The following is a 13,404-nucleotide window of genomic DNA, read 5'->3' as shown; positions in this document are numbered from 1 at the left end:
GGGGCGGTTGCCTTCGCGTCCCCGGGCATCACCGTGAATACGGCCACCCGCAACAACGCGAACGAAGTCAAGTTAAATATTACCGTCGACGCCAGCACCCCGATCGGCCCCTGCAACATTACCGGAACCAATGCCGATAACCAGATCTCCACCCTGCCCGGCGGGGGACCCGTCGGTTGCTTCGCATCCGGCTCTCCCACCATTAATTCCGTCACTCCTTCCCAGGCCTATCAAAACTGGATCGGGACAGTAACCGCCACCGGCAGCGCTTTCCAGGTCGACCCGGGGTCAACCGTTGTTTTTGAACCAATCACCGCCGGGGCCACGCTTGATGTCATCGGTGCCCCCACCATTGTGAGTACGACCACCGCCGTGGCCACTGTCAGCGCTACTGATGTCGGCGACTTCCGGGTCTGGGTCATTAACGCCGACTCCGGAAAGGGTTTCTATGACTTTTTTGTCGTGAACTCGTTTTCCCCGCCCACCCCCGAATGGATAGCGTTCAACGGCGTCACCAATGACGCCACCGCCAGCGTTCCGCAGCTCATCTCCCCCACCCCCCGGATCACGGCGGTCTTTACGGACAACGAACAGCTTTTCAACACCGCCACTAGCCAGAACACCGCCAAGATCGTCTACTACGGCCCCGGCCAGACCGGCATTGACTATGTTCCCGCTCCAAACGTCCGGTTCGAGGCCGGCAACACCCGGGCTATAATTGATTATCAAATACCTCGGGATAAGGCTTTTCCTGCCGGCGTCAATATCATCCAGGCCTACATGGAAAACAGTAGCGGCGAGGCCAGCCGCATAGCCGCCAGCGTAAGGATCGGCTATGTCCTGATGGACAAGGTGCCGGCCAAGGCGGCTTTGGCCTCCAAAACCCCCTGGGATCCCATCCGGGACCCAGGTTTGGAGCTGCAATGGAAAATGGTCGGACCAGTTACCGTTCCGCCCACCGTTAAGATCGATGTTTTCAAAAGTGATATGACAAGACCGGGTTCCGTTACCGCCAATACTCACGTGGCCTTAAGTTATGACTCCGCTGATCCCAGTAACTCTTTCAAGATCGTAAAGGCCCAGATAAGAGCCAGCGATTTTATTGAATTCTCTCAAGGAATGTATTTATTCATTATCCATAACGAAGACATCTACGCCAAGGGGAAAGTGATGGTCCAGCACAGATGAAAACAGTAATCAAAATCTGCTTTCTGGTTACTGGTATCTGGTTACTGGTTACTTCACTGGCCTTCGCCCAGGCGGCGCCCGATCCCATCCGCATTGCCACCGGCGCGCGGCCGCTGGGAATGGGAAAAGCTTTCGTGGGACTGGCGGACGACGTGGGCTCAGTATTCCTGAATCCCGCCGGACTGGCCAATCCCAACCGCTGGCAGGTCACTTCCATGTCCGGAAAACTCCTGGATGAATTCAGCTATCTCTCCCTTTCCGGAGTTTACCCGACCAACTATGGAAACCTGGGTTTTGCTTTTGTCGGCTCCAGTATCGGCGGAGCGCTGCCCACCACCGTCGAGGCCGGCTCTTCTCCTGACGATCCCATTTACACCATCGACACCACGACCGACCCGATGAACTACTCCAACAATCTCTTCCTCCTTTCCTACGGGAGCAAGCTGAGCCGTTTCCTGCAGCTGCCGGGACTTGCCGAGATCGGCAAGCGCTACCCCGGACTGAACGACATAAACGTCGGCGCCAACCTCAAATTATTCACCGTTTACCTGACCGGAGACCGCATCTCCCAGGGTAACGCCAACGGCACCGAAATGGACCTCGGAGTGCAGGGAAAAGCCCTGCCCTGGCTGTCGCTGGGCGGCAACCTTCAAAACGCGCTGCCCGCCTCCATGGGCGGCAAGCTTCACTATGAGTCCGGCTGGGACGAATCCTATCCCGCCGTCATGAAGCTCGGCCTCTGTGCCGATGTGCTGGGCCCGGAAAAGGCCATCCGCCAGTTCGGCACGCACAGATTAAAACTGCTGGCAGACGTGGATTACGAGATAAGCCGCGCCGATAAGGTCCCCGCCATCTTCCATCTGGGGGCGGAATGGAAACCGCTGGATGCGATCGCCCTTCGCGCCGGCATCGACCAGGAAATGGCCGGCGCCAATCAGACCGCCAGCAACTTCACCACCGGCGTCGGCGTCTACTACGGCGATTTCCGCTTTGATACCGCCTATCACCAGTTCGCGGGGGCTCCGGGCATCGACAACTATTTCTTCTCCCTCTCCTACGGCATTGTGCCCATGGTCATAAAGGATCCCCTCATCGCCTCTCCCGACAAGCTGATCACCGACCAGCTGGTGGCAAAAGTCAGCGGCACCGCCGTCGATCCGGAGATCGTCGCGGTCAAGGTGGGCGGCGTAAAGGTCGCTCTCACGCCCAGGGGTGAATTCCAGACCAGTGCCTCACTGACAGTCGGAAAGAACGCCATCATGGTCGAGGGCTTCAACTCCTCCGGCAAGCTCATCGCCTCCAAGAAACTGCGCATCCTGCGGCTGATCACCTATCCCGACGTCGCCAGGGATTACTGGGCTGCGGAACAGGTCAGCTACATCGGCACGCTGGGCATCATCCAGGGTTATCCCGACGGCACCTTCAGGCCCGAAGGCAACATCACCCGCGCCGAGCTCTCCACTCTCCTCATCCGCACCGTCGCCAGCGGCGACGCCAATGTGCCCGCTGCGGCCGGGGTGATCTTCAAGGATGTCCCGCTCAGGCACTGGGCGGCCAAGTATGTAAATCTTGCCTCGCTCAAGGGGATAGTGAAAGGCTATCCGGATAACACCTTCAAGCCCAATGCCAACATCACCCGCGCCGAGGGATTGGCCATGATCGCACGCTTCGGCGGCGTCACGGAACTGGCCTACGCCGGCACCGAGTTCGCCGACGTCAACGCCCGCCACTGGGCCGCTCCCATCATCGCCGGCGCTTTCCGCGAAGGAATGCTCATCCACTTCAAGGACCAGCCCTTTGAACCCAGCAAGAAGCTCAACCGCGCCGAGGCCGTCGAAATGCTCTACCGCTCCACCCCAGTGTTCAACCTCATCAGTGATCTCAAGGATTTTGAGAAGTACTAAATTACCTCTTGTAAATAATGTAAACACCGTGCTATTATAATGGGCAGGAGAAAAGCGTAAGAATGAGAAAAACATTAGTGCTCCTCTTTGTCTTATTTCTTTCGGCTGGCGCTTTTGGCAGCGATTATTTCCCTGTGGTAAATTCGCAACTTGCCATTGACGGCGTCATAAGTAGTAACATTGTTACTATCTGCGCCGGAGGCCAAACCGGCTCTCTTTACAGATCCACCGACTACGGAACCACCTGGACATCGATCGCCAATGCAACTGTCGGCAACACAATCCTTACCGGAATATCCATCGCTGGCGGCACAATTTTTGCGGGTGGAACATCAGGAACAGGAAAAGTTTTTAAATCGGTCGACTGGGGTTCAAACTGGACCGGGACCGCCGTGCTGGCCGGTGTAGCCGGTGTCACCGATTTATTTTTCCAGGATGCAAACGCCGGAATTGCAACCGTAATATTTGGCGGCGGTGCTACATGGGGAGTCCGCTATACAACTGATGGCGGCGCCAACTGGAACGCGCCGAATCTAATCACACAACGGTTCCATTTATAAGACCATCACCGGCGGTCAGGACTGGACCGTCCAGACTTCGGGAACAGTCAGCGGCTTGAACGACATCTTCGCTTTAGATGCAACCAACGCGTTTATTGTCGGCGAAAACAATACCTTTTTATTAACCACCAACGGCGGAACAAACTGGACATCACCCTCAATCGGGGGTGCCGGATTGACCGTTCGCGGATTTGGCGTTCGTGCCGTCGACGCCAACACCGTCTGGATCGCCGGCTACTCGGACGGCGCGCCAACCGTTGCAAAACTGTACAAGCTGACCAAATCCGGAAGCACCTGGACATCTTCGCTTGTGTATTCGTCTTCCGGTGCCACATTCCGCGGCCTCTTCCTCACTGACAGCGACAATGTTTGGACGGTTGGGAGCGCGACAGGAGGAACTTCGGGCCTGATTCATGGCCAGATAACTCCGCTCAACCTGACCACCTTTCAACAGAGTGACAGGCCCGGACAATACCGCGTCCCGGTGGGCACGACTCTGGATGTTTTGCTCCAGGGCGACAATATTCCTTAAAACCGCAATTCTCGGACGGACTCCTAGTACCGATCTGGGAAAACAGCACGTCGGACGGCAGAAACAAAACGATGACAAATAGTGAAATTATCTTCAACCATTTTGTTTTCATATCATTACCCTGTTGGATCTGTTCAGCGAAGGCTTACCAAAATTTGATTTAATATACTTCAAATGTTTTCCCCATGGCAGGAAAAAGGCATCGTGCGACTCAGACATGGGTTGGTGACCACGGTCGGATGCTCAGCAACACGGAGCCGCGCGCGTAAGCAAGCGGATGTCTGACAGTTTCAGGGGGAGTTCAACGCGAACAAAACTTGCGAATCTCCGCTTGCTCATGCGCGCAGCTGGGTTGCCTTTCACGGCTGATGGGTGCTGTTTTCTCTGTACTTCAACGGTGATCAATCCTTATAGTTCCGTTGTCTGAACTGCAGAAAAACATCGGGAACGCTGAGGACAAGGTGCGCGACCTGTGTAGGCTCGAGCCGCTCATATAGGGGGGATTCGAATGAAACATCCTCTGCGCAGTTCGGCAGATCCCATCCGCGCCGGACACTCGGGATTGGGTGGATGAGGCAGGCATGCACTGATTACCGAATCGGATGTTTCAGTTGCCCGAGCTGATTCCGGCGAGGATTTCTGCTGTGCCGGCAAGGCCCGGCTGCCTTGACATGCATCGGCGGTCCCGCCCAGTGATTCCACCATGTGAAACCTCAATTGCATATTATGGTTTCCACCCTATTCCGCTTGACCATCCGATGTCAAAAAACAAATCGCTATACAAAATTACTCGTTTTATCATGTGAAACGGTTCTTTGGAGCGCGGCACGCTGCGCAAGTGGAATCGGCCGCTCGGGCGCGGTTACTGGCCACCTTCGCACACCTGCGACCGAAAGGCAAATTGACCTTCCGTGGGTGCTGGATTCCACGTGCATGCCAGGGTCGTTCGATGATAGGATGTTGCATCATGACCGGCAGGGTGAGCTGTGCGGGCCGGCGCGGGCAAACGCTGGTTTTCCCAGTACGGTCCACGCGCATCCGCATTCAGGATTTTTGATTCGGCTGCCGTGGACGCCTCTCAAACCAGGCTTTTGCCTGCGCATCCAGTTTTTTCAGGTCGGCTTTCTGTTGCGCAATCGCGAGTGGATCGAGGTATTCCCGATTCAAATCTCTCACGCGACGGAGCGGCCTCCCTGGAAGATTATGTCCGGATGCCAGGCGTCGGGTCAGCTTGTACCCGAAGGGAGATAGGCCTCCTGAGTGCGCCTTCCTCTTTCCCCCATTGCAGCAGGCCGTGGTTGCCCCACACCAAACAATGTCTTCGCATTCCGAAATATCATGTCATATAATGCGAAACGATGAAACAGCCAGTACAGAAAAAAGGGATACTCGTTCTGCACAAAATGCTGGACATCCTGGAAACCATTCGCGAGAGCCGGTCCGGGCTTGCGCTAGCCGATTTGTCCCGCGCCTTGGGATTGCCGAAGCTTACGGCCTACCGCATTGTGGCAACGCTCGAGAGCCGCGGTCATATTTCGCGGAATGCGGCGGGGCACTATCTGGTCGCGAGGAAACTCTATGATCTCCAGCCGGACGTTTCAGAGGAACAGGCGCTTCTGCAGGCAGCGCAGCCGGTGATGGCAAAGCTGGTCGACTCGAGGAGCTATCCCGGTGCTGGTAACCTCCATGCTCAGGCGCCGTTTCGATGCCGAGGGCAAGGTGATCAACGGCCTCGAGGAATATCCCGAAGCCATGCGCCAGACTGCAGCCGAGGAGGGAGTACCCCTGATAGACCTGTCTGCCATGAGCAAGTCTTTCCATGAAAGTTTGGGGCCGGAGAACTCCAAAAAGGCTTTCCTGCATTACGCTGCAGGGACGTTTGCGGAACAGCCGGAGCCGCTGAAGGACGATACCCACTTCAGCGCCTACGGCGGGCATGAGTTGGCAAAGTGCGTGGTCGAGGGGATCCGCTCCGCGAGGCTCGGTTTGGTTCGATACCTGGTCAAGGGACTGCCCGTTTTCGATCCGAGTCGACCCGGTGCTTTCGAGAACTGGAGCCTGCCGCTGAGTCCTCCTCAGCCGAGCTTCAGTACTCCGACGGGCCGACTATATGGAATCCCCCAATGGCCAATGCGTACGCCAGAGACTGGATTTTCAAAGCCTTCATTGGGACACGAGGGGAAAACCGTCATGGATGGCCGCTCTGCCCCTCTTTTCCTTTACCATTTCTGATTGAGGAGAAGCGATGAACCACCGATGCGCATCCGTTCTGGTGCCGGCACTGGTCATGTTTGGTGCCGGCGGTGCACAGGAGAGGGGATCAGCCCCACGACAAAACATGACCCAAGCCAGCCTGGTCCTGCAATCCAACGGCCTGACACCCGACCGGCAGGGCTCACACAACCGTTCGCTGCGATTGGACGGAATCTTCTATGAGACCGCCCAGGGGCGCGTGACCCTCCCGGGAGAATTTACGGAAGGCAAGGGCGGCGTCACGACCAGGCTTTGGGAGGCACAATCAAAAATGGCCGACGGCCGCATCGTGACGATTGCGGCCAGGCCGCAGGGGAAAGATTTTGCGATCCGGATGAGCGCACAGCCCGATGCGGATATCCTCAAATGGGGCCTCGCCGTTTCTGCCAGTGAGAATGAATATTACACCGGGCTGATGGAACGGGTCGTGGACGGCCGGCAGGAGGCTTCCTGGGCGCCGGGTTTAGAGAGGGCGATGGATTTGCGCGGCCAAAAGGTCGACATGATCGTCAAACCGACGACCTCCGTCTACGCGCCTTTCTACCTTTCCTCGAGAGGTTACGCCTGCTTTATCAAAGGGACCTGGCCCGGCACCTTTGATTTTTGCGCGGAAGACCCGCAGCGGGTAAGAATCCAATTTGAGGGTCCGGCCTTCGAACTCAAGATATACACCGCGGACAATCCGGGCAGGCTGGTGGCTGCGCATGCGTTGGACGCAGGCCCGCCCTTCCTCCCTCCCAAGTGGATGTACCTGCCATGGCGCTGGCGAGACGAGCATTCGCAGCTGCCGCAATATTATGACGGCACTCCTGTCACCGGCCCGTTCAACTCCCAGGTGATGGAGGATGTGCTGATGATGAAAGCCTTCGGGATTCCCTGCGGCGTCTATTGGGTGGATCGTCCCTGGGGACCCGGCCGCTTGGGATACGACGATTTTGAGATTGACCCGGCGCGCTTGCCGAATTTTCCTGAAATGGTCCGCTGGCTGAACGGACAGCAGATGCAGATGCTCCTGTGGATTGCCCCGTTCTACCAGGGAAAGATGGAAACAGAAGCCCTGGCTAAAGGCTACAATCTGGCCGGCCAGCCTCGGCAAGCCAACAACTATCCGATGGTGGATCTGACCAATCCTGCTGCCAAAACCTATTGGCAGGAGGGAATCGGCAAACTTCTTAAGTTGGGAGTGGCGGCATTCAAACTGGATCGAGGCGAAGAGAATATTCCCGAAAGCGGACCCTATAGAGTTTTTGACGGCCGCTCGATCCGTGAAAACCGCAATGCGTATCCTGCGATGTACGTTCAAGCGGTTTATGACATCGCCAGGAAATACCGCGGCAACGATTTCGTGCTGATGCCAAGAGGCGCCTATACCGGCAGTTCACCCTTTGGCGTGTTTTGGGGAGGCGACATCGGCGGCACGCAGGAAGGGTTGCGGGCTTCCATCATCGCGGTGCAGCGCGCATCCGTGATGGGATACCCGAATTGGGGCTCGGACACGTGTGGCTACAACCAGCAACTGATGGAACAGGAAGTCTGCGCGCGCTGGCTGGCATTCTCCTGCTTCACTCCGATCATGGAAGTCGGGCCGACCCGCAACCTGGCTTTCTGGAACCTGCCCCGCACACCCAGCTACGACGCCGAACTGATCGCCATCTGGCGGCTGTACGCGCGCCTGCACGCGCGCATGGCCGACTACAGTTACAAGCAGGCACAGGAGGCGCACCGCAGCGGCATGCCTATCATCCGGCCGCTGTTCCTCGCCGATCCGAGAGCGCCCGCCGCGTGGAACAACTGGCAGAGCTATCTGTACGGGCCGGATCTGCTGGTGGCACCGGTCTGGGAAAAAGCAAAGCGCACCCGGGACGTCTATCTCCCTTCCGGCAATAAATGGCGCGACGCCTGGCATGCCGACCGGACCTACTCGGGAGGCCAGACGATCACAGTTCCGGCGGAATTGCATCAGATTCCCCTGTTCGTTCGCTCGGGCTCCAGCCTCCAGCTCGGGGATCTGAATGTCGAATATAAGGAGGCGCTCGCCGTTGCTCAGCAAAAGCCCGATCTAGGGCGCCTCGATGCTGAGCTTAAAGCCTGGTTCGAGAAACAGCGAAGGTGAACTGCCGGCGCATACAGCCTGGGATGGTGCCGGCCCAGAGGATGATCCATTGCCGTTTTGCCGGATCATGGACCAGTTTCCGGCGCCCAGCAGTTGCCTGCCGCAGGTTCGCGCTCCATCACGATCTGCTGCTGCACCCGGCATCTTTTTTCATGCCACGCGCAGCCGCCGGATCGGAATCTCATTTTTTCGCTGGTGCCGGCGCCGAGGCCGCTTCGATCGAAATCGAAGCTCCCGTCAGTCCAGCCGCCGAAGCGGCCAGAGTAATTTTCCCCCGTGTGGCGCCCGCTTTGACCATTGCATAACAGCGACCCTGGTATGCTCGCCGTGCCGAGGCCTGAAAGGGTTCGACGCTCGAATTGTCGCCGCTGTCCACCGCCGCGATGAAGCCGGGTCCTGTGATCTTGAACGAAACCAGATCGGAGGCGGCGGGCGCCGGGACGCCGTTTTGATCAGTGATCGTCGCAGTCACAAAGGCGACGTCATCCCAGACCGGCGTGAGCCGGGTCCGGTCCACGGCCAGCATGATCTTCACGGGCTTCCCGGCAGTACGCAGTTCGTGTTCTGCGACGATGACGGCGCCGATCCTGCCGATCGCTTTCAGCGTGCCGGGTTCCCAGGCTACTTTCCAAATGCGCGGGGAGTCATCGGCATTCCGCGGTTTGCTGCCAAGCGACTTGCCATTGAGTAGCAATTCGACTTCTTCGCAATTGCTGTAGGCTTCCACGGTTTCTTCATGCGGGCCGGTATTGGCCGGCGTCCAATCCGCAAACTGTGATTGCCTGCGGACGAGCGGTTCGAATCCGGGATCCACGGCGGCAATCTGCGTCGGGTTAATCCGGCGGACGACGTGCACAACCGGTTTGTCGCTCCACCAGCTCTCGCGTTCATAGGCCATGGCCTTGATGGCACCGGTGCGGTCGAGCAGTCCGGATGCTGCCGCGATAATGGGCCAGTTGGGAGATTCTCCAAGGTAATCGACGCCGCTCCAGAGAAACTGGCCGGCATGCTGCACGTGATCACGGGCCGCCAACCATGTCGGAAGGTCATGTCTTTGCTCGGTGCCGACAATCTTGCGAGTGGGTTTAGCTTCGTAGGCAGCCAGCAGTTCGAGGTCGCGGTAGTTCGTGCCGACGACGTCCAACAGATCCGCCAGACCGTTGTCATAATCATGGCTCACATTCGGGCGGAAAAGCCCTTGCGTCACCGGCCGCGAGGGATCGGCCTGGTGGAACACATCAACGAGGCCGGCCAGTATTCGTTTTGCCAGCTCGCCATTGGGTGTGTCGTGGATCTCGTTCCCCCCACTGTAAAGAACGATGCTCGGATGATTGCGATCACGCAACACCGTATCGCGGACGTCGGCTTGGGACCAGTCGTTGAAGTACAGGTGATAATCGAACGGATTCTTGGCAACTGTCCAGCAATCGAACAGTTCGTCCATGACCAGAAAGCCCATGCGATCGCACAAGTCGAGGAACTCCGGCGCCGATGGATTATGCGCCGTGCGGATGGCATTGACTCCCAGCGTGCGCAACTGTTCCAGGCGGCGCTCCCAAACGCGCAGCGGCACAGCGGCGCCGAACGCGCTGCCATCATGATGGAGGCAGACACCTTTGATTTTCACATTTTTGCCATTCAGCCAAAACCCGGTTTCGGGCACGAAGCGCGCATCTCGAATGCCAAAGGGCACCATCTCATCATCAAGGACGGTGTTCGCCGACCTGATCATGAGGTAGGCACGATAAAGATCCGGACGATTCAGCTCCCAGAGTTTGGGATTTGAAATGAACAGTTCCTCCTGAAAATCAACCGTCTGGCCTGAGGCGATCACTCGAGGCTTTGTTTTGACTGTCCTCTCGGAATTACCGGTGGATGAAACGATCATGATCTGCAGTGCAACTTCACGGGATTTTTCAGACTGATTCGCCACCGTGCCCTGCACGCGAACGGTAGCCTGCGCCGCTTCGATGCGCGGCGTCGTGATGTATGTTCCCCATTTGATGAAGTGAACAGGATCCGTGGCTACCAGGCGCGCATGGCGATAGATACCCGCTCCGCTGTACCAGCGGGATGCAGGCTGGCCTGAGTTGTCGGCTCGCACGGCCAGAACATTGGTTTTGCCGCTGCCGGTGACAAGATCCTTGGTCAGTTCATAGCCGAAACTGACGTACCCGTATGGGCGCTTTCCCAGATGCACGCCATTGATCCATACATCGCTGTTGGCCATGACGCCGTCAAATTCGACAAACACCCGGCGGCCTGCGTGCTCCTTGGGCAAGGTAAAGTGCTTCCGGTACCAGCCGATGCCTGCGGGCAGAAAGCCGCCCGCACCGCCCGTCGGATTCGCAGCAGCGAATGGTCCTTCGATGCTCCAGTCATGAGGCACGTCCAGTGTTCGCCACTCCGAATCATCAAAAACGGCAGCCTCTGCGCCCGGAGCGTCGCCCTTGAAAAAGCGCCAGCCGGCATCAAACAAGGTGACGATGTGCGCACCCCCGGGTGAGTATGACGGCCGAGCCGGGTCCTGCGCGCCACCGCTCTGAACCGCGGTCAGCAGGAATCCAAGAAGAAAGGTAGATAATCTCAGTTTCATAGTGGCACCTTATGAAATCCAGCCTTCCATTCCAGTCGCATGCGGTCATGGGCAGGGACGCAGACACCGGCATGGACACTGGAGCCGGCGACTGACGCACAGCGCGCAACGGAAGGGACGGCAAGATCTTCCATGTCGATGGCATCGCCAACTTTCGCCACCCCCCTGGCCGGCGCGCGGGCCGGTCGCCACGCGGCCTGAAATGGAAGCGCTATAGAGTTCCAACAGCAACGGCTCGTCTTGCTGGCGGGCTTCGGCCTCCTCAGGATCCATCTGCGCCCCCAGGCCGTAACGTTCCAGCAGCCTGGCGACACGCCGGCGGACACGATCGGCCGCCCGGGCCACCTCGGCGTCGCTGGCCGGAGCCGCGCGCCGAAAATTTGATCTTAGACCCCCATCCTACTCGAATAGTGACACGATCTGGAACCGGCCGACATCTACCAGCCCCTTGTCCGTGATCTTGAGGGATGGGATGACAGGCAATGCCAGAAAGGACATCGCCGTGAACGGGTCGCGAAGAGGGGAACCCAGTTGGTGCGCAGCCAGAATAAGATCCTCCATCTGGTCGCGCACGGCTTCAATCGGTTGATCGCTCATCAGTCCGGCGATGGGAAGGGGAAGCCGGGCCAACACGCGCTCCCCTTCTATGGCGACCATGCCGCCGCGCATGTCCGCAACGCCATGTGCTGCATTCATGATGGAGGCATCGTCCACGCCCACGACGATGATGTTGTGGCTGTCATGCGCGACGGTCGAGGCGATCGCGCCGCGCTGCAAGCCGATGCCTCTGACCAAGCCGAGCCCGAAGTTGCCCGTGGCCTGGTGGCGTTCGATGACCGCAATCTTCGCCACGTCATGACCCGGGTCGCAGACAACCTCCCCTGCGTCGATGGGCAGGTCTTCCAGAAGATGCTCCGTGATCAACTGCCCGGGGATCACCCCGATGATTCGTCCCCGGCGCCCTTGCGCCGGGATGCGCAAGTTCACCCGTTCCCAATTTATGTTCATGGAGGATCGCAGGACCGGCGCCTTGAGCGGCCGTTCCCATGGGATGACCTTGCCATCCTGGGCAGCGAGCCGTCCGCCCCGGAAGACCATCTCTGCACGGATATTCTGCAGATCTGAAAACACGACCAGGTCGGCGCGTTTGCCGGGCGCTATGCCGCCCCGGTCGAACAGGCGAAAATAGTTGGACGTATTGAGGGTGGCCATCGCGATCGCCATGAAGGGAGAGACTCCTTGGGCGATGGCGGTGCGGATCAGGAAGTCGATGTGCCCCTCATTCAGGAGGTCCGCGGGCTGGCGATCGTCGGTGCAGAAACACACGCGCGGGCCGTTGGCGACGGTCAGCCCGGGGATCAGGGAAAGGAGATTGTGCGCGTTGGTGGCTTCACGGATGAATATCACCATGCCCAGGCGCAGTTTTTCCCTCATCTCTTCGACGGTGGTGGATTCGTGATCGGATCCGATGCCTGCTGCGACATAGGACACCAGGTCCCGGCCCGTCAATCCCGGGGCGTGCCCGTCGCGGATCCCTTCCTCGAATCCGCGCAATTTGTTGAGCACCTCCTCGTCGCCGAAGACCACACCGGGAAAGTTCATCATCTCGCCCAGGCCCAGCACCCACGGGTCGCTCAAATAGTGCGAGATGTCGTACCACCTCAAGTAGGCGCCCGCTGTTTCCATGTCGGTCGCGGGCACACACGAGGGCATCATCACGTACACGGAGAGCGGGTTGTACTTAGCCGCGTCGAAAATGTAGCGGATGCCTTCCAAGCCCAGCACGTTGGCGATCTCGTGCGGATCAATGATGACGGTCGTGGTACCGCGCGCAACTACGGCGCGGGCGAATTCGTAAGGCGGAACCATGGCACTTTCAATATGAACGTGTGCGTCGATGAACCCCGGGCAAACGTAACGGCCGCCCAAGTCCATTACCTGGCGGGCCGTATAGCCGGTGCCGATACCTGCGATGCGGCCGTCGGCCAGAGCGATCTCGGCGGGATAGGTTTCACCCGTGTAGACATTCACGATGCGCGCGTTGGTCAGCAGAATCTCGGCCGGTTCGGCCCCGCGCGCAAGCTTGATGATCTGGGCAAGTTCCACGGCTCCGTCCTCCTTGCAGCCCGGGGGCACAAGACCGGTTGACTGTGCCAGATATTTGTAGCGCGGCTCCGCCCGCAAAGCCAGTGGTTTCAGAAGGGGCGCGATAACCTGAAGTATTCATGAAGTTGAATGGCAAGTAGAAAAACCAGGGA

Annotated in this window: 8 protein-coding genes; 6 read left to right on the top strand and 2 right to left on the bottom strand. The window is 58.4% G+C overall.

What is annotated here, in order from left to right:
* From LAP85_09585 to LAP85_09560, 6 genes are all read left to right on the top strand, one after another.
* On the top strand, positions 1-1,188 hold a 1,188-nt coding region (locus tag LAP85_09585; protein MBZ5496643.1), incomplete at its 5' end, for a hypothetical protein.
* Positions 1,185-3,092 (top strand): S-layer homology domain-containing protein, encoded by a 1,908-nt coding sequence (locus LAP85_09580; protein MBZ5496642.1) that lies wholly within the window; start codon positions 1,185-1,187, stop codon positions 3,090-3,092. The genes LAP85_09585 and LAP85_09580, both read left to right, overlap by 4 nt.
* Before the next feature lie 62 nt (positions 3,093-3,154).
* Complete coding sequence (locus LAP85_09575; GenBank protein MBZ5496641.1) at positions 3,155-3,652, top strand: hypothetical protein; 498 nt, start codon at positions 3,155-3,157, stop codon at positions 3,650-3,652.
* Between the two features lie 55 nt (positions 3,653-3,707).
* The gene (locus LAP85_09570) at positions 3,708-4,184 is read left to right on the top strand and encodes a hypothetical protein (protein MBZ5496640.1); all 477 of its coding nucleotides are present in this window, start codon (positions 3,708-3,710) and stop codon (positions 4,182-4,184) included.
* Positions 4,185-5,542: 1,358 nt separating this feature from the next.
* Complete coding sequence (locus LAP85_09565; protein MBZ5496639.1) at positions 5,543-6,007, top strand: helix-turn-helix domain-containing protein; 465 nt, start codon at positions 5,543-5,545, stop codon at positions 6,005-6,007.
* Positions 6,008-6,429: 422 nt separating this feature from the next.
* Positions 6,430-8,550, top strand: a complete 2,121-nt coding sequence (locus LAP85_09560) for an alpha-glucosidase (GenBank protein MBZ5496638.1) — start codon at positions 6,430-6,432, stop codon at positions 8,548-8,550.
* A 181-nt stretch (positions 8,551-8,731) separates the two neighbouring features.
* Here LAP85_09560 and LAP85_09555 read toward each other — a convergent pair whose 3' ends face one another.
* Together LAP85_09555 and ade are read right to left on the bottom strand one after the other, a co-directional pair.
* Positions 8,732-11,146, bottom strand: a complete 2,415-nt coding sequence (locus tag LAP85_09555; GenBank protein ID MBZ5496637.1) for a DUF4982 domain-containing protein — start codon at positions 11,144-11,146, stop codon at positions 8,732-8,734.
* A gap of 399 nt (positions 11,147-11,545) precedes the next feature.
* Positions 11,546-13,252 (bottom strand): adenine deaminase, encoded by a 1,707-nt coding sequence (gene ade / locus LAP85_09550; GenBank protein MBZ5496636.1) that lies wholly within the window; start codon positions 13,250-13,252, stop codon positions 11,546-11,548.
* Positions 13,253-13,404 lie beyond the last annotated feature (152 nt).

The organism is Terriglobia bacterium (assembly GCA_020072565.1).
Taxonomy (GTDB): Bacteria; Acidobacteriota; UBA6911; order UBA6911; family UBA6911; genus JAFNAG01.
Note: the sequence above shows the minus strand (reverse complement) of the source record. Positions and strands in the feature narration are given on the sequence as shown.

Bases quoted from the DNA above. Each gene is read 5' to 3' on its own strand.
- LAP85_09580 (MBZ5496642.1), top strand. From the start codon at position 1,185: ATGAAAACAGTAATCAAAATCTGCTTTCTGGTTACTGGTATCTGGTTA.
- LAP85_09575 (MBZ5496641.1), top strand. From the start codon at position 3,155: ATGAGAAAAACATTAGTGCTCCTCTTTGTCTTATTTCTTTCGGCTGGC.
- LAP85_09565 (MBZ5496639.1), top strand. From the start codon at position 5,543: ATGAAACAGCCAGTACAGAAAAAAGGGATACTCGTTCTGCACAAAATG.
- LAP85_09560 (MBZ5496638.1), top strand. From the start codon at position 6,430: ATGAACCACCGATGCGCATCCGTTCTGGTGCCGGCACTGGTCATGTTT.
- LAP85_09555 (MBZ5496637.1), bottom strand. From the start codon at position 11,146: ATGAAACTGAGATTATCTACCTTTCTTCTTGGATTCCTGCTGACCGCG.